Annotated in this window: 15 protein-coding genes; 6 read left to right on the forward strand and 9 right to left on the reverse strand. The window is 53.5% G+C overall.

Annotated elements, in window-relative coordinates:
* Nucleotides 1-22 precede the first annotated feature (22 nt).
* Nucleotides 23-346: a c-type cytochrome gene (locus tag ACIDE9_RS05560; protein ID WP_194741069.1), complete on the forward strand. Its 324-nt coding sequence runs from the start codon at nt 23-25 to the stop codon at nt 344-346.
* Between the two features lie 58 nt (nt 347-404).
* On the opposite strand, the gene ACIDE9_RS05565 is transcribed toward ACIDE9_RS05560, so the two are convergent.
* The 8 genes from ACIDE9_RS05565 to ACIDE9_RS05600 all read right to left on the reverse strand — a co-directional run bounded on the left by ACIDE9_RS05565 (nt 405) and on the right by ACIDE9_RS05600 (nt 9,148).
* Nucleotides 405-1,802: an amino acid permease gene (locus tag ACIDE9_RS05565; protein ID WP_411993346.1), complete on the reverse strand. Its 1,398-nt coding sequence runs from the start codon at nt 1,800-1,802 to the stop codon at nt 405-407.
* Between the two features lie 68 nt (nt 1,803-1,870).
* Nucleotides 1,871-3,175, reverse strand: a complete 1,305-nt coding sequence (locus ACIDE9_RS05570; RefSeq protein ID WP_411993348.1) for a M18 family aminopeptidase — start codon at nt 3,173-3,175, stop codon at nt 1,871-1,873.
* 2 nt (nt 3,176-3,177) lie between these two features.
* Complete coding sequence (hemF, locus tag ACIDE9_RS05575) at nt 3,178-4,095, reverse strand: oxygen-dependent coproporphyrinogen oxidase (RefSeq protein ID WP_411993349.1); 918 nt, start codon at nt 4,093-4,095, stop codon at nt 3,178-3,180.
* Between the two features lie 3 nt (nt 4,096-4,098).
* Nucleotides 4,099-5,367 (reverse strand): phosphoribosylamine--glycine ligase, encoded by a 1,269-nt coding sequence (purD, locus tag ACIDE9_RS05580; RefSeq protein WP_411993351.1) that lies wholly within the window; start codon nt 5,365-5,367, stop codon nt 4,099-4,101.
* Between the two features lie 107 nt (nt 5,368-5,474).
* Entirely contained in the window at nt 5,475-7,079 is a 1,605-nt protein-coding gene (gene purH, locus ACIDE9_RS05585) for a bifunctional phosphoribosylaminoimidazolecarboxamide formyltransferase/IMP cyclohydrolase (protein ID WP_411993352.1), read from the reverse strand.
* Between the two features lie 76 nt (nt 7,080-7,155).
* Entirely contained in the window at nt 7,156-7,392 is a 237-nt protein-coding gene (locus ACIDE9_RS05590; protein WP_194740384.1) for a helix-turn-helix domain-containing protein, read from the reverse strand.
* The gene (gene dusB / locus ACIDE9_RS05595; RefSeq protein WP_194752803.1) at nt 7,392-8,435 is read right to left on the reverse strand and encodes a tRNA dihydrouridine synthase DusB; all 1,044 of its coding nucleotides are present in this window, start codon (nt 8,433-8,435) and stop codon (nt 7,392-7,394) included. Before dusB ends, ACIDE9_RS05590 begins: the two co-directional genes overlap by 1 nt.
* Nucleotides 8,436-8,521: 86 nt before the next feature.
* Complete coding sequence (locus ACIDE9_RS05600; protein WP_194752804.1) at nt 8,522-9,148, reverse strand: TetR family transcriptional regulator; 627 nt, start codon at nt 9,146-9,148, stop codon at nt 8,522-8,524.
* A 194-nt stretch (nt 9,149-9,342) separates the two neighbouring features.
* On the opposite strand from ACIDE9_RS05600, the gene ACIDE9_RS05605 reads away from it, so the two are divergent.
* The 5 genes from ACIDE9_RS05605 (at nt 9,343) to lgt (ending at nt 17,422) form a co-directional block, all read left to right on the forward strand.
* Entirely contained in the window at nt 9,343-10,530 is a 1,188-nt protein-coding gene (locus ACIDE9_RS05605) for an efflux RND transporter periplasmic adaptor subunit (protein ID WP_194752805.1), read from the forward strand.
* Nucleotides 10,531-10,604: 74 nt separating this feature from the next.
* Nucleotides 10,605-13,739, forward strand: coding sequence for an efflux RND transporter permease subunit (locus ACIDE9_RS05610; protein ID WP_411993356.1), 3,135 nt, complete (start codon nt 10,605-10,607; stop codon nt 13,737-13,739).
* Nucleotides 13,736-15,199 carry an efflux transporter outer membrane subunit gene (locus ACIDE9_RS05615; RefSeq protein ID WP_411993358.1) on the forward strand — a complete coding sequence of 488 codons (1,464 nt, stop codon included), beginning with the start codon at nt 13,736-13,738 and terminating at the stop codon, nt 15,197-15,199. Before ACIDE9_RS05610 ends, ACIDE9_RS05615 begins: the two co-directional genes overlap by 4 nt.
* A gap of 116 nt (nt 15,200-15,315) precedes the next feature.
* Entirely contained in the window at nt 15,316-16,581 is a 1,266-nt protein-coding gene (locus tag ACIDE9_RS05620) for an MFS transporter (RefSeq protein ID WP_411993360.1), read from the forward strand.
* 49 nt (nt 16,582-16,630) lie between these two features.
* Nucleotides 16,631-17,422, forward strand: coding sequence for a prolipoprotein diacylglyceryl transferase (lgt, locus tag ACIDE9_RS05625; RefSeq protein ID WP_411993362.1), 792 nt, complete (start codon nt 16,631-16,633; stop codon nt 17,420-17,422).
* On the opposite strand, the gene ACIDE9_RS05630 is transcribed toward lgt, so the two are convergent.
* Nucleotides 17,419-17,697: a YkgJ family cysteine cluster protein gene (locus ACIDE9_RS05630; protein ID WP_411993364.1), complete on the reverse strand. Its 279-nt coding sequence runs from the start codon at nt 17,695-17,697 to the stop codon at nt 17,419-17,421. The genes lgt and ACIDE9_RS05630 overlap by 4 nt on opposite strands.

Consider the following 17,697-nt stretch of genomic DNA (forward strand, 5'->3'; position numbering starts at 1 on the left):
AGAGGATATTCAAGGAGATCGCATGAAAGTTTTATTATCCGCAATCGCAGCAGCGACTTTGTTGATGGCTGGTTCAGCACAAGCTGCAGACGCAGCAGCGGCTAAAGCATTGGCTCAAAAGAGTGGTTGTTTGGCATGTCACAGTGTTGATGCAAAAGTATTGGGCCCAGCATACAAAGATGTTGCTGCTAAATACAAAGGCGACAAAACTGCTGAAGCTAAATTGATTGAAAAAGTGAAAAAAGGTGGCGCTGGTGTTTGGGGTAATATCCCTATGCCTGCAAACAGCCCACAAGTGAAAGACGAAGACATCAAAACCATCGTTGAGTGGGTATTGTCTCTGTAATTTCAGCTTCGCTGTGATTCGAAAAAGCCGACTTGTTAGTCGGCTTTTTTATTGTCACTTATGCGCGTAATTTGCTGTGTCGCAATGAGTAGGCAAAGTAAAAGATGACGCCTACGATTGCCCAGGTGATAAAACGGTGCCAGGTTTCTGCGGGCAAAAACGAAATCAGTGCCGCGCATGAAACGATGCCGCCAACCGGGATCAGTGGGTTAAACGGATTCTTGAATGGCCGCGCGAGCTCAGGGTGGGTTTTGCGTAAGCGCATAACGCCAAAGCACACCATGATAAAGCTGGCCAGCGTGCCAATATTGACGGTTTCGGCCAGCTCCCCCAGGGGGATAAAGCCTGCTACGATAGACACGACGATGCCGCACATCAGGATGATTTTACTTGGGGTTTGGCGCTCAGGATTGACTGCTGAAAAAATGGGCGAAATCAAACCGTCGCGGCTCATGGCGAATAAAATACGCGTCAGGCCATAGAGCAGTACCAGTAACACCGTAATCAGCCCGGCCAATACGCCAGTCGCGACCAGTGTGGATGACCAGGTGTAACCCAGCTTGGTCAGGGCATAGGCCACCGGGGACGACGTATTGAGCTCCGTATAAGGAATTACGCCAGTCAGTGTGCCAGACACAATGATATAAATAATGGTGCAAAAGGCCAGCGATGCAATCAAGCCGATGGGCAGGTCGCGTTGCGGTTGCTGGCATTCTTCCGCCGCAGTAGAGACCGCATCAAAACCAAAATAAGCAAAAAATACCAGTGAAGCACCTGCCAGTACGCCAATATTCTTACCATTATCCAGCGTTTCAAACCAGCCGAAAGGCATAAACGGTTGCCAGTTGGCGGTGCTGATATGGCCCACAGACAGGGCCAGAAAGATGGCAATGGTGGAGAGTTTGATGATCACCATGATGTTGTTGGCGCGCGCACTTTCCTTGACGCCGACCATCAGTAGTAATGTCAGTATCCAGATAATGGCGAAGGCGGGCAGGTTGATGGTGCCGCCAAGCACTGGTGCTTTGGTCAGATGTTCGGGTAGATGCCAGCCAAGATTATGCAAGGTATTCACAAAGTAACCTGCCCAGCCATTGGCTACAGCGGCGGCGCCTACGCCGTATTCCAGCAACAGCATCCAGCCCATCATCCAGGCGGCAAACTCACCAAACGCAACGTAGCTGTAACCGTATGCGCTGCCGGAGCCGCCAATGGATGACGAGAGCTCTGCATAAGACAGCGCGGCAAATCCCGCAGCGACGGCAGCAATAATGAATGAAAGTACGACGGCAGGGCCAGATTGCGTGGCGGCGGCGATGCCTGTGAGTACAAAGATACCAGTACCGATGGCGCCGCCTATGCCTAATAAGGCCAGGTCAAAGGCGGTTAAACATTTTTTGAGGCCAGTGTGCGCATGTGGTTGAATTGGTTTTTTGCGCAATAATTGCTCTAACATTGATTGATTCTCCCCTTATCCGCCTAGGGTAAAGCAATCGTTGTACCAGCGTCAATGCTGGAGAGAAATTAGCTGGCGTAATGTTGCTGCAATGTGGCAATCATATAGCTATGGTCAAGCACACCCGCGCTTTCGCGGATGCTGTGCATGGCCCACATCGGGTTGCCGACATCTACCGTGGCGATGCCTAATTGCGCGGCCATGATGGGGCCTATGGTGCTGCCGCAACCCAAGTCAGTGCGGTGTGCATATTGCTGGTGCGGCACCTGTGCTTGTTCACATAGCTGGATAAAGCGCGCGGCAGTGACGGCATTGGTGCTGTAGCGCTGGTTGGCGTTGGTTTTGATCACCGGCCCTTGATTGATGTGTACATGATGGCAAGGCTCGTAGCTGCCAGCATGATTTGGGTGAAACGCATGCGCCATATCGGCACTGATGAAGAAACTATTGGCAAAACTGCGCAGCTGGTCTTCTTGCGTCAGGCCTGAGGATAAACAAATACGGTTGATCACATCCAGCAAAAAGCTGCCACCGGCGCCAGTGGCGCTTTCTGAGCCAACCTCTTCGTGGTCGAACAGGGCGCAAATCGTCGTGGACTCTGGTGTTTCGTTGCTAATCAGCGCCTCAAGTGCGGCGTGGCAGGAGGCCAGGTTATCCAGTTGACTATTGGCGATAAACTCTTGTTCTATGCCCCAGAAACTGCCGCGCTGCGTATCATAGAGTGCGAGGTCCCACCCGGCGATGGCCTCTGCTGGTATGGCCAGTTTGCCCGCGAGGGTTTCAGTCAGTAATTGTTTTGCTGCGGCAGTATTTGCCGCATGGCCAAAGATCAACGGCAGGCCGGTTTGTTTGTTAAGCGCCAGACCTTTTTCATTGACTTCGCGGTTCATGTGTATCGCCAGGTTAGGCAGGCGTGCGAGCGGTTGGTCCAGCCTGACCAATCGGGTGTCCAGGCCTTCAGCGGTACGTATCACGACGCGCCCGGCCAGGCTTAAATCACGGTCGGTAAACGTGGCCAAAATAGGCCCGCCATAGACCTCTACCCCTAATTGTGCCGCGCCTTCGGTGCTATAAGCTGCCTGCGGTTTGAGGCGCAAGCCGGGGGAGTCAGTATGCGCGCCAACGATGCGAAAGCCGCTGTCTGCAATCGCTTGTTGGCCGAGCGTAAAGGCAATGATGGAGCCGCCATCACGTATGACAAAATATTTTCCACCGGCCTGAAATTGCCAGGATTCGCTCTCTTGCAGCGGTGTAAAGCCATGCGCTTTGAGTTGATTGGCTACCGTGTCTACGGCATGCCAGGGGCTAGGGCTGCGATCAATAAACTCCAGCAGTGCTTGCGCTTGTTGTCTGGCTTCTATTGAAACTTGCATGTTTATACCCAGTCTTTCTCAATCAAAAAGTCGCTATAGAGTTTGGCTTCTGCGCTGTTGGTTTCCGGCTTCCAGTCGTAGCGCCATTTCACAATCGGCGGCATGGAGAGTAATATCGATTCGGTACGGCCATTTGATTGCAGGCCAAAAATGGTACCGCGGTCAAAAATCAGGTTGAATTCGACATAACGGCCACGGCGGTAGGCCTGGAAGTCACGCTCGCGTTCGCCGTAAACGGTGTCTTTGCGACGCTGTACAATCGGCAAATAAGCATTGATAAAGGCATCGCCGACGGCACGCTGCAAGGCAAAACTTTTCTCAAAGCCTAATTCGCTAAAGTCGTCAAAAAACACGCCGCCAATGCCGCGTGGCTCTTTACGGTGCTTGAGGAAGAAGTATTCGTCGCAGTGCTTTTTAAAACTGCGGTAGTAGTCGGCGCCAAACGGTGCCAATACCTCTTTGTTCACGCGATGAAAGTGGATGCAGTCATCCTCAAACCCATAATAAGGCGTGAGGTCCATGCCGCCGCCAAACCACCAGATATCCTGTTCGCCTGGTTGCTGCGCTTTGGCAACAAAAAAGCGCACATTCATATGCACCGTGGGCACATAAGGGTTGTGCGGGTGAAACACCAGCGAGACACCCATGGCTTCCCACGGCCTGCCAGCCGCTTCAGGGTGGGCGACACTGGCTGCCGGCGGCAATTTATTGCCGAGTACGTGCGAAAAACCAACGCCAGCGCGCTCAAACACATTACCGCCTTCCAGTAGGCAAGAGTTGCCACCACCACCCTCAGGCCGTTGCCAGCTGTCTTGCAAGAAGGTTTTACCGTCGACCAGTTCTATGGCTTCGACGATGCGTGCTTGCAAGCCTTGCAGGTAGTCGTAAACGGCAGCGGGCTGGATTTGGTCTGTCGTCATGATTTAGTTCTTGATGGCGCGATAGCCAATGTCTTTACGGTATTGCGCGCCGTCGAACTTGATCTGCTCGAGTACTTTGTAGGCTTGTTGTTGCGCAGATTTAACGGTTTCGCCTAGCGCAGTCACACATAATACGCGGCCACCGCTAGTCACCACTTTGCCATCTTTGAGTGTGGTGCCTGCATGAAACACATGACCGTCTTGTACGTCTTTTGGCAGCCCGGTAATTTCATCGCCCAATTTAGGTGTTTCCGGGTAGTTGGCACTCGCCATGACCACGCCCAGCGCAAAACGCCAGTCCCATTCGGCCTTGGCCTGGTCCAATGTGCCATCCACGGCGTGCTCTGCCAGCTCAACCAGGTCTGATTTCAAGCGCATCATGATAGGTTGGGTTTCCGGGTCGCCCATGCGGCAATTGAATTCCAGAGTTTTGACTTCGCCACTTGGGCTAATCATCAAACCGGCATACAAAAAGCCGGTATAAGGAATGCCGTCTTTGGCCATGCCTTCTACCGTAGGCACGATGATTTCGCGCATGGCTTTGGCGTGGATGTCTGGCGTCACCACTGGTGCAGGTGAGTAAGCACCCATGCCACCGGTGTTCGGGCCCTGGTCGGCATCCAGCAGGCGTTTGTGGTCCTGGCTGGTGGCCAGCGGCAAGATGTTTTTACCATCGACCATCACCATAAAGCTGGCTTCTTCGCCGGTTAAAAACTCTTCAATCACCACGCGAGCGCCTGCATCGCCAAGCTTGTTGTCGGACAACATGGCGTCGACGGCGGTATGCGCTTCTTCCAGTGACATGGCAACCACCACGCCTTTACCCGCAGCTAGGCCATCGGCTTTGATCACAATCGGCGCGCCGTTGGCATCAATATAGGCGTGGGCTTCTGTGGCATCGCTAAAGGTCTGGTATTTAGCCGTTGGGATGTTATGACGCACCATAAACGCCTTGGCGAAGTCTTTGGAGCTTTCCAACTGTGCCGCTGCCTTGGTAGGGCCAAAGATTTTTAAATCGGCCGCGCGGAAAGCATCGACCACGCCTTGTGACAGTGGTGCTTCCGGGCCAACGATGGTCAAGGCGATTTGCTCGTCTTCAGCAAATTTCACCAGTTCATCAATTTTGGTGATAGGCACGTTGACCATGTCCGGGTTGGTGGCTGTGCCAGCGTTACCAGGCGCGACATAGACGCGGCTGACTTCTTTGTTTTGTGTCACTTTCCATGCCAGTGCGTGCTCACGACCGCCAGAACCAATCACTAAAATTTTCATTTTGTATTACCTAATTGAGTTTGAGCCACAGAGGGCACCGAGGCTACAGAGGAAAACATAATTAAAGATATTCTCTGTGGTCTCGGTGCCCTCTGTGGCAAATAGAATTAATGTCTAAAGTGACGAATGCCTGTCACCACCATGGCCAAGCCACGTTCGTCGGCCGCCGCAATCACCTCTTCGTCGCGCATGCTGCCACCCGGATGGATAACACAGCTGGCACCGGCGTCTGCTAATACATCCACGCCGTCGCGGAACGGGAAGAATGCATCAGAAGCGACCACAGAGCCTTGCAGGCTCAGGCCAGCATTTTGTGCCTTGATGGCGGCGATTTTGGTGCTGTCGACACGGCTCATCTGGCCAGCGCCCACGCCCAGGGTCATGCCATTGCCACAGAAGACGATGGCATTGGATTTCACGTATTTAGCCACGTTCCAGGCAAACAGCAGGTCTTGCATTTGTGCTGGTGTTGGATGCAGTTTGGTCACGATCTTGAGGTCGGCCAGTTGCATTTCATGGTTGTCGGCCGATTGCAGCAAAATGCCGGAACCTACACGCTTGGAATCTACCGCGTTGCGGCCTTGCTCCCAGGCGGTGTTGCCGCCTTGTGGCAAGGCAATCTTCAATACGCGCACATTGGCTTTGGCACTGAAAATGGCCAGCGCTTCTGGCGTAAAGTCAGGTGCAATCAATACTTCTACAAATTGCTTGGACACCGCTTCGGCGGCTGCACCATCCAGCGTGCTGTTAAAGGCGATAATGCCGCCAAAGGCTGAGGTCGGGTCGGTTTTAAAGGCCTTGCTGTATGACTCAAGTGCATTGATGCCAACCGCTACGCCGCATGGGTTGGCGTGTTTGACGATCACACAGGCCGGGCCAGTGAAGGATTTCACTGCTTCCCAAGCCGCATCGGCGTCAGCAATGTTGTTATAGCTGAGTTCTTTGCCTTGCAGTTGTTGCGCGGTAGCCAGGCTGCCGGGGGCAGGGTAGAGGTCGCGGTAAAAAGCGGCTTGCTGGTGGCTGTTTTCACCGTAGCGCAGGTCTTGTACTTTGACAAAGTTGCTGTTCATTTGGCCTGGGAATTGGCTCAGCACTGGCTTGCCAGCAGATTCAGTTTCGGCGAAGTCAATCGCAGACAGGTAGTTGCTGATGGCTGCATCATACTGTGCAATGCGGTTAAACGCTGCCACGGACAGTTTGAAACGGGTCGCCTTGGATATGCTGCCGTTGTTGGCTTGCAGCTCACTCACCACGTCGGCGTATTGTGCCGCGTCGGTCAACACCGCGACATCATTCCAGTTTTTAGCCGCAGAGCGCACCATGGCCGGGCCGCCGATATCGATGTTTTCAATTGCATCTTCCAGCGTGCAGTTGGCTTTGGCGACGGTTGCTTCAAACGGATACAGGTTCACCGCCAGCAGGTCGATGTTTTCAATGCCATATTGCTGCATGGCAGCAACGTGTTCAGGCAAATCACGGCGGCCCAGTAGGCCGCCATGCACTTTCGGGTGCAGGGTTTTGACGCGGCCGTCCAACATTTCCGGGAAGCCGGTAAAGTCACTGACTTCCTTGACTGGAATTTGGTTGTCGCGGAACAGTTTGGCGGTACCGCCAGTAGAAAGGATTTCTACACCAAGCTGGTGCAGGGATTGTGCCAGTTCGAGCACACCGGTTTTATCGGAAACACTGATAAGCGCGCGTTTAATCGTCATAATGAATTGAGTGGAGTTGCGTGATAAAGAAAATGAAAAAGGCCTGATGATGAAGTGCCATCAGGCCCGGTGTAATTTATTCCAGGCCGTAGGCGGCCATCTTTTTTCTCAGGGTATTGCGGTTAATGCCCATCATGTCTGCGGCTTTGCTTTGATTGCCGCCGACTTTGTTGAGGACGTACTCCAGCATGGGCTTTTCGACGCAGCTGAGTACCATGTCGTAAATCGCATGTGGTGGTTGCCCATCCAGATGCGTGAAATAGTCGTCCAGTGACTCGCGCACGGCGAGGCTTAATTTACTATCGTTTTGCATTATGCTGCCAACTCCTCGCCGCCATTGTTTTCGTTATCTGAGTCAGCATCATCCGCATACACCAGGCGGTCATTTTTGGCACGGAGTTCGGCAAAAAAGTCATTGATGGCCTGTAATTGCAATTCTATGGTTTGCAGCGTATTCATGTTGTGGCGGAACGCGGCCGAGCCTGACAGGCCTTTGGTGTACCAGGAGATATGCTTGCGTGCCACACGCATGCCGGTGAGGTCGCCGTAGAAATCGTATAAATCATGCAAGTGCTCCAGCATGACCTGGTGAATTTCATCCACGGTGGGAGGCAGCATATGCTCGCCAGTGTTCAGGAAATGCTCGGTTTCACGGAAAATCCATGGGCGGCCTTGTGCGGCGCGGCCAATCATCACCGCATCGGCTTTGGTGTAGTCGAGCACGAACTTGGCTTTTTCCGGGGTGGTAATGTCGCCGTTGGCGATCAATGGGATGTTGATTGCCTGTTTTACCGCGGCAATGGTGTCGTACTCTGCGTCACCATGGTAAAGGTCGTTACGTGTACGGCCATGAATAGTCAGCGCTTGTACGCCAATATCTTCTGCCATTTTGGCAATCTGGATAGCGTTTTTGTTTTGCCTGTCCCAGCCAGTACGGATTTTAAGCGTGACGGGCACATCCACCGCATTGACCACCGCCTTGAGAATCTGTGACACCAAGGGTTCGTCGCGCAGCAGGGCAGAGCCCGCCATCACATTACAGATCTTCTTGGCCGGACAGCCCATGTTGATATCAATGATTTGCGCACCATTGTCCACATTGTGTCTGGCGGCTTCTGCCATCATGGCGGGTTCGGCGCCGGCAATTTGTACCGAAATCGGGCTGACTTCACCTTCGTGGTTGGCGCGGCGTTTGGTTTTTTCGCTACCGTACAACAATGAGTTGGAGGTCACCATTTCTGACACGGCCAGCCCAGCCCCCATCTTCTTGCACAGCATACGGAAAGGCCTGTCGGTCACACCTGCCATAGGGGCGACAACCAGGTTGTTTTTTAATTGATGGGATCCGATTTGCATGGGCTTGCGATGGATTAAGTCAGTGAAAAGACTGACTATTTTAACTGCAAATCGTCGATCAGGGAATGCGTAAACTGCTTTTTTGCTTATTTTTTACGCAACTTGATGTGTGCATCGATGAGTTGCATGGCGCGGTCGCGGAACAAAGAGCCTTCGGTGTCTTTGACCCACATATGAAGCAGGCCGGAGAAAAACAGGTGGGTATCCAGGGCTAACTCGGCGGCGGTGAGCTGGGTGCCGACCTGGCCAATTTCCTGTGCTTTTGCATAGGCCTGTTCCATTTTGTGCACGAGTCCGCTACAGTTACTTAAAATTGATTTCAATACATCGGCAAACTCATCGACATATTCGCATTTAGTCATCATGACTTCGTAAGTGGCGCGCGTGGTCTGGTCGTCATCCAGGATCTGGATGGTGCTTTCCAGATGTTTGCGAATGCGGCCCAACGGGTCGGGGGCGGGCTCGTCGGCGTTGCCGAGCAGAGTGTCATCCATGCGGTCAATCAGGGGCAGGTAGACCTCTTCGCGCATGGCATGAAACAGTTCAGCCTTGTTTTGAAAGTGCCAATAGACGGCGCCACGCGTGACGCTGGCGTGGGTGGCAATTTGCTCCAGGCTGGTGCGGCTGACGCCTTTTTGCAGGAACATTTCTCGCGCGGCATCAATAATGCGCTGGCGGGTAATTGCGGCATCTTCTTTGGTTTTACGTACCATCGTCTCTATCGCTCTTTAAGGTTTCATTAAAGTTTCTTGAATGTCGGGTATTTTACCAGTTGTGCTTGGCTGCCACTGGTAAGTCGTTCGGCAAATTTTTTGCAAAACCCATTTACATACATTCGTGTTTGTATATAATATACATCCAAGAATGTATGTAATCAAGTCTATTTATAAAATTTTTTGAGGATAACATGTTGATTTCACAGACTATCCAACCTCGTCGTACACTGGTTTTACTTGCTTTAGCTTCAGTGTTAGCCGCTTGCGGAAAATCTCCTGAAGGGCAAAACCCGGGCGCGGGCGGCATGCCAGCCATGCCGGTGACCGTGCAGGCAGTGGCAGCGGAGACGGTTCCGATTCAAACAGAAGTGGTTGCACAAACAGAAGGTGCCAAACAGATTGAAGTCCGTCCACGCGTGGGTGGGATTGTGCTCAAACGCCTCTATCAGGAAGGCGAGACAGTGAAGGCCGGTCAGGATATGTTCCTGATTGACCCGGTGCCTTTCCAGTTGCAAGTGGAGCAATCGAGAGCACTGATTGCACAGCAAAAAGCCCGCATTGAGCAAACTGCACGTGAAGCGCAACGCTTGAAAGGCTTGCTGGAAACCAAATCCATCAGCCAGCGTGAATATGACAATGCCGCTTCTGATAACTCAGTCGCCGCCGCTACTTTGCTGCAATACCAGGCGCAATTGCGTGAAGCTGAATTGAACCTGTCTTATACCCACGTCAAGGCGCCTGAAGGTGGTATTGGCGGCCGTTTTGTCTTATCTGAAGGTGCATTGGCCACGGCCAATAGCACACTGTTGAGCACCATTGTACAGGTGTCGCCTATCTGGGTACGTTTCAGCTTGTCCGAGTCTGAGTTGCAGGCATTGGGCGGGCATCTACGTCCCGGCAAAGTGCAAGATGTGCGTTTGGTGCTGGCCGATGGTAGTGAGTATCCACTGTCAGGCAAAATCAACTTCTCTGCCAGCCAGATTGACCCGGCATTGGGCACACAGCAGCTGCGTGCCGAGTTCCAGAATCCGGACAGCGCTTTGTTGCCAGGCCAGTTCGTACGTGTACGCCTGACCACAGGCAAGCGTGATGGCGTGTTCCTGATTCCGCAAACGGCGGTATTAACTGGCCAGCAAGGCAAGTTTGTGTTTGTGGCGGATAAGGACAAAGAAGGCAAAACCGTGGCTGCCGTCAGACCGATCACTGTGGGTGGCTGGTTCGGTGAGCGCTGGAGCGTATTGGAGGGCTTGAAAGCCGGTGACCAGGTGATTACCGACAACCTGATTAAGGTACGTCCAGGTGCCCCGGTTGCGCCCCATGCGCCAGATGCTGCCCCGGCAGCGCCACAAGGCCAGGCACCAGAAAAAGCCAAGTCTTAACTCGCAATCTTAACGTTTACATTATGTGATTCACGGCCTGAACGTCGTTTCAGGCCGATTTCAGGAAAAACGATATGACCCGATTTTTTATCACACGCCCGATTTTTGCCAGCGTGCTGTCTATCATCATCGTGTTGTCCGGTTTGGCGGCAGCATTCAAGCTGCCGATTGCGCAATATCCGCAAATTGCCCCGCCAACCGTGATTATCACCGCCAGTTACCCTGGTGCCAGTGCTGAGACCCTGTCCAAAACCGTGGCTGCCCCGATTGAAGAGCAGTTAAGCGGCGTGGAAAACCTGCTGTACTTTAACTCCAGTTCTGACAGTAGTGGTACGTTGACCATTACGGCGACGTTTGACATTGGTACCAATGTTGACCAGGCTACTTTTAACGTCAGCAACCGCGTGAATATTGCCTTGCCACGTTTGCCGGAAGATGTACGCCGGACAGGCGTCGTGGTGCAAAAACGTTCCAACGACATCCTGCTGGTGGTGATGCTGATCTCCAGCAAAAAAGAACATGACCGTCTGTTCCTGAGTAACTACGCCACCTTGAATGTGCTGGATGAGTTTAAGCGCATTAAAGGTGTGGGTGATGTCACTATTTTTGGTGGCCAGGATTACTCCATGCGTATCTGGTTGCGTCCTGACCGTATGGCGCAACTGGGCGTGTCTACCAGCGATATTTCTGCGGCCATCAGTGCACAAAACGCGCAATACGCCGCCGGTAAGATTGGTGCAGAACCCGCGCCAGCCAGCCAGCAACTGTCATTTACCGTGACCGCAAAAGGCCGCCTGATTGATCCGGAAGAGTTCGGCAACATCATTGTGCGTGCGCAAGGCCCTAACGGTGTGCTGCGCCTGAAAGATGTGGCGCGTATTGAGTTGGGCGCACAGAGCTACAACGTGGCGTCTGCGCTGAATGGACAACCAGGTGTAGCGCTGCCTATCTTCTTGCAGAGTGGCGCCAATGCGCTGGAAACTGCCGAAGCCATCAAGGCCAAAGTCAACGAGTTGAAACTCAAGTTCCCAGAGGGCATGGACTACAACATTCCTTACGATACCAGTGACTTCGTGAAAGCGACCATCAAAGAAGTGTTCCATACCTTTGGTGAGGCGCTGGTGCTGGTAGTGCTGGTGGTGTTCCTGTTCCTGCAAAGCTGGCGCGCGACCCTGATCCCGATGATTGCGGTGCCAATTTCGATTATCGGTACCTTTGCCGGCTTGTATCTGTTTGGCTTCTCCATCAACCTGTTGACGCTGTTTGCCATGATTCTGGCGATTGGTATCGTGGTGGATGATGCGATTGTGGTGCTCGAAAACACCGAGCGCCTGATGAAGGAAGAAAACCTCAATCCATTGCATGCGGCGATTAAGTCTATCGCCCAGGTGCAGGCGGCTGTGGTGGCGATTGTGCTGGTGCTGTGTGCGGTGTTCGTGCCCGTGGCTTTCCAGGGCGGTATTGCCGGTGAGTTGTACCGTCAGTTTGCGGTGACCGTGGCGATTTCTGTGGTGATTTCAGGGGTGGTGGCGCTGACGCTGACACCTGCACTGTGCGCGATGATTTTGAAGAATGGCCATCATGAGAATGCCTTTTTCAGGAAATTCAACCAGGGCTTTGACCGTTTAACCAAGCTGTATACCGGCACGGTGAACCTGACGCTGCATCATAAAATCATTGGTGCTGTGGTATTTGGCGGCATGTTGATCGTGATGATCTTCCTGTTCCGTACCGTACCGGGTGGCTTTGTACCGCCGGAAGACCAGGGCTATGTGATCAGTATCGTAGTGATGCCGGATGGCGCCACTTTGAAACGAACTTCACAAACCACAGAAAACATTCGTGCAGCGATTGCGAAAGATCCAGCCACTGCGCATGAGTTTGCGGTGAACGGCTTTGAGTTGCTGACCGGCGCCAACAAAACCAATGCGGCGACCATGTTTGTGCGTATGACGGACTGGGATAAACGGACCACCAATGCTGACCAGATGGTGGGCAAACTGATTGGCATCGGCATGAGCCAGCCAGACGGCTTGAGCTTTGCAGTGAACCCGCCAGCGATTCGTGGCCTGGGCTCTGCCGGTGGTTTTGAGGTGTACGTACAAAGCCAGGGCGATACTGATGCAGCTAAACTCGCACAAGTCATGAATAACTTTATGGATGCAATGCGTGCTAATCCGCAACTGACCCAGATAAACAGCTTCTTCCGTCCCACTGTGCCTCAGTTGTTTATCGAGGTGGATGAAGCCAAAGCGCTGTCACAGAATGTCAAAATTTCAGACATTTATGCCACGCTGCAAAGCACCATGGGCTCACTGTACGTGAACGACTTTAACCGTAGCGGCCGTACCTACCGCGTGCAGTTGCAGGCTGAGGCCGAGTACCGCATGAAACCTGAAGACTTGGGTAAAGTGTATGTGCGCAGCCAGCCAACAGCGGACAATCCGGATGGCAATATGATCCCGATGTCTGCGCTGGCTAAAGTGAGCAATATCGTTGGTGCCGAGCAACTGGAGCGTTATAACGGCCTGTTGTCTGCCAAGGTATTTGGTAGTGGTGCGCCAGGTGTGAGCTCCGGTGACGCGATTAAACTGGTGGAAAAAATTGCCAAAGAAAACATGCCTGATGGTTACCAGATTGCCTGGACTGGCCAGGCTTACCAGGAGAAGCGTACTGGTTCCGCTGCATTGGTGGCATTTGGCTTCGCCACTATTATGGTGTTCCTGATCCTGGCGGCACAGTTTGAAACCTGGGCGTTGCCACTGGCGGTGATTATGGCGATTCCGTTTGCCATGACCGGTGCCTTGATTGCAGTGCTGACACGCGGCATGAACAATGACATTTACTTCCAGATCGGCTTGATTACGCTGATTGGCCTGGCGGCGAAGAACGCGATTCTGATCGTGGAATTTGCTTCACAGAAAATGGAAGAAGGCATGCCGTTGGTTGAAGCCGCACTGGAAGCAGCACGTCTGCGCTTCAGACCGATTGTGATGACGTCGATGGCGTTCGTACTGGGGATCATCCCCCTGGTATTTGCCACCGGGGCCGGTGCGGCAGCGCGCCAGTCCATGGGTACCGGCGTGTTCGGCGGTATGTTGCTGGCAACGTTTATTGCCACCATCTTTATCCCGTTGTTCTTTACCTGGCTGACCAATGAGAAAAAAGTGCGTCACCATGGGCATATTGTAGAAGAGGAATCGGTATGAAACCGACAATGAAGTTTGCATTAAAACCATTACAGCAGTCACTGCTGCTGGGCTTGCTGACCTTGTCCATGACGGGTTGCCAGATGCTGGGTGATTTGTATTCACGTCCTGCCCCACAGTTGCCAGCCGAATATGGCGCTGCGGGTGCCAACGCGCTCAGCGCAGAGCAGCAACTGGCGTTGCAGCAATGGTGGACGCTGTTTAATGACAGCCAGTTAAACCAGTTGGTAGACACTGCGCTGGCCAAAAACAATAACGTGCAACTGGCTGTGGCACGGATTGAAGAGGCTGATGCGCAAATGCGTGAAATCGGTGCCAACCTGTTGCCGACCGTGACCGCAACCGGTTCCGGTTTACGTAACCGCGTCACCGAGTCCGGTGTGTTCCCGGTGTTTGGTAACAACCCGCGTAAAACCTATAAAGTGGGTTTGAACGGTAGTTATGAGCTGGATCTGTGGGGCAAACTGCGCCGTGCCAATGAAGCTGCGCGTGCGCAGCTGCTGGCAACGCGTTATGCCAAAGAGGCCGTGACCTGGTCATTATCCAGCCTGGTGGCCAATCATTACCTGATGATACGCAGCCTGGATGCGCAATTGCTGGTCAATACGCAAAACCTGAAAACTGCACAGGATAGCCTGGACCTGGCCAAACGCCGGGTGGAAGGTGGCGTGTCTACCATTCTGGACGCACACCAGGCAGAGCTGGTGGTGACTACCCTGCAAACGCAGACGCTGGAATTGAAGCGCTTGCGCGCTTTGAGTGAGCATCAGATCGGTTTGCTGACCAATGACCTGGGCTTGAAAATCGCTGCCGGTGACCTGATGGCCATGCCAACCCCACCAGTCGCGCCAACTGGCTTGCCATCTGCCCTGATGGAAGCCCGGCCGGATGTGCGCCAGGCAGAGCAGGATATGGTGTCAGCCAATGCCAATATTGCGGTAGCACGCGCGGCGTTTTACCCAAGTATCTCGCTTTCTACCACTTATGGTGGCGAGAGTATTGCGCTGAATAACCTGCTGAAATCGCCTGCACGCGTCTGGTCACTTGGTTTGGATATCAGCATGCCGATTTTCAACGGCGGCCGCCTGAATGCACGTCTGGATCAGGCGACAGCGCAGCAAAAACAAGTGCTGGCAACTTACCAGAATACCTTGCAAACCGCGTTTACCGAAGTCAGCGATGCGCTGGTCAACGCGCAACAATACCGTGAGCAAGAAGCCCTGGCCGTGTCCAAGGAGAAAACCACTGGCAATATTCTGCGCGTGGCGAAAAACCGCTACGAGGCAGGCTATACCAGCTACCTGGAAGTGCTGGATGCGCAGCGTAACCATAATGAAGCCACACAGGCCGTGGTTCAGAGCCGCCAGAATACATTGACCGCATCGGTTGATTTGTTCAAGGCACTCGGCGGTGGCTGGAAGCCGGAAAGTGTTGCGGCTGAGGCACAAGCTAAAAAGTAATTCTTTGCATGTGAGTGTGAGCTAGCCGGGGTAACGAGGAGTCGTTGCCCCGGTTTTTTTATTGGCGTAACAACCGTAGATAGCACTTTTAAACGGTGTGCATGTAAGATGCGGGCATGACCACACCCTCCCTGAAACATATCGCCTTTGCCAGCTTCATTGGCACCGCCATCGAGTTCTACGATTTTTACATTTACGCCATGGCCGCTGCGCTGGTGATCGGGCAGGTGTTTTTCCCGGCCAGTGATCCGGCCATGCAATCCCTGAATGCGTTGCTCACCTTTGGCCTGGCGTTTATTGCGCGGCCCTTGGGCGCATTGCTGTTTGGCCATTTTGGCGACCGCATTGGCCGCAAGTCGACGCTGGCGGCCTCATTGCTGGTGATGGGCGCGTCTACCTTCCTGATTGGGTTGTTACCTGGCTATGCTAGTTGGGGCAGCTGGGCGCCGCTATTGTTGTGCCTGTTACGGTTTGGCCAAGGCATCGGCCTGGGAGGCGAGTGGGCCGGTGCGGCCTTGCTGGCAACCGAATATGCGCCTGCCCACAAACGTGGCTGGTACGGCATGTTTCCACAACTCGGGCCATCCATCGGATTTTTACTGGCGACACTGACATTCCTGGGCTTGAGCCTGGGCCTGAGCGAGGCACAGTTTGCGTTGTGGGGTTGGCGGGTGCCGTTTGTTATCAGTGCGGCCCTGGTCATGGTCGGCTTGTACGTCAGGTTCAAGCTGGCAGAAACACCGGCTTTTTCGCAAGCGCGCTCGCAACAGCATTTGCATCGCTGGCCGCTGAAAGCGGTCCTGTGTCAGCATGGCCGCGCGATTTTACTGGGCGCCCTCGCCATGGGCGTGTGCTATCACCTGTTTTATACTGCCACTGTGTTTTGCCTGAGCTATGGTACGCAAACCCTGCACATCGCACAGCCACAGTTTCTGGCCATGTTGTGTATTGCGGTTATCGGCATGGCGTTGGCGACACCGTTCGCGGCAGCGCTGGCAGATCGTTACGGTAGCAGGCCAGTGTTAATGACCGGTCAAATCCTGGCCTTGTTACTGGGATTCATGCTGGCACCACTCATCGGTAGTGGTCAATTATGGCTGATCGCACTCTTTTTATTTCTTGCGCTGTTTTTGATGGGCATCACATTTGCACCTATGGGGGCGTTTTTACCGGCGCAGTTTCCGGTGGCTGTGCGTTATACCGGCGCAGGGCTGAGTTACCAGTTTGGCGGTATATTGGGCGCATCGTTTGCGCCTGCGGTTGCGCAGTTTCTGGTACAGCAGGGCGGACTGGCCTGGGTGGGTGGCTATATGTCACTGATGGCGTTGGTGAGTGTACTGGCCGTCTGGAAAATGCCAGCCAGTGCGGCGCAGTATGACTGACGCATCTCGCGCAGCAGGTATAATGCAGTTTTCTTCACGGTGATTAGGCATGTTTACCCATCCGGGATTTAACCCCATCGCATTGCAAATCGGCAGTTTCGGCATCCATTGGTATGGCCTGATGTACCTGGTCGGCTTTTTTGGCGGCTTGTGGCTGGGGCAATACCAGGTCAAGCGCTTGCGCAAACTGGATCCGGCCTCCCCCTGGCAGGAACGCGACCCGGACGATATGCTGTTTTACATTGCGCTGGGCGTGGTGTTTGGTGGTCGTTTGGGCTATGTGCTGTTTTACCAACCAGCTTATTTTCTGCAACATCCGCTGGAAATTTTTGCCTTGTGGCAGGGCGGCATGTCGTTCCATGGCGGCTTTATTGGCGTGATGGTGGCTATGGCGCTGTTTGCGCGCAAACGTGGCGTGATTTGGTTGCAACTGATGGATTTTGTGGCGCCCCTGGTGCCGATTGGCTTGGGTGCAGGCCGCCTGGGTAATTTTATCAATGCCGAGTTGTGGGGCCGTCCGACCAACGCCGATTGGGGCATGATTTTCCCGGCAGTCGATCAGGTGGCGCGCCATCCGTCGCAATTGTATGAATTTGCACTGGAAGGCATTGTGTTGTTTCTGGTGTTATGGACATTCGCTGGTAAAAAGCGCCCGATAGGCGCTATCTCGGCGATGTTCCTGCTGTGTTATGGCAGCTTCCGTTTTATTGTGGAGTTTACCCGTGAGCCGGATAGCTTTTTAGGCCTGTTGTCGCTGGGTTTGAGTATGGGGCAGTGGTTGTGTGTGCCCATGATCCTGATTGGGCTGGGCATGATGCGCTGGGCCTACCGTAAACCCTAATGGTCAGGCGTATCTGGCTGGGTCGCTAATTCCAGTGCGCTCAGCCAGCGTATGGCATATTCACGCGGTTGTTTTGCGTCGCCGCACATCTCCAGGCTAGGCTGCAAGCCGCCACAAAAGTCCGGCCGCTCGGGTTTGCCAAACAGTTTGCACCTGAGTAATTCGTCTAATTGAATACAAGCAACCCCGGCGGGCTTACCCTCCGGCATGCCCGGAATGGCGCTGGTAATCGAAGGTGCAATACAACAAGCACCACATTGCGGACGGCAATCCAT

Source organism: Methylophilus sp. 'Pure River' (genome assembly GCF_046765995.1).
In the GTDB taxonomy this organism is placed as follows: domain Bacteria; phylum Pseudomonadota; class Gammaproteobacteria; order Burkholderiales; family Methylophilaceae; genus Methylophilus.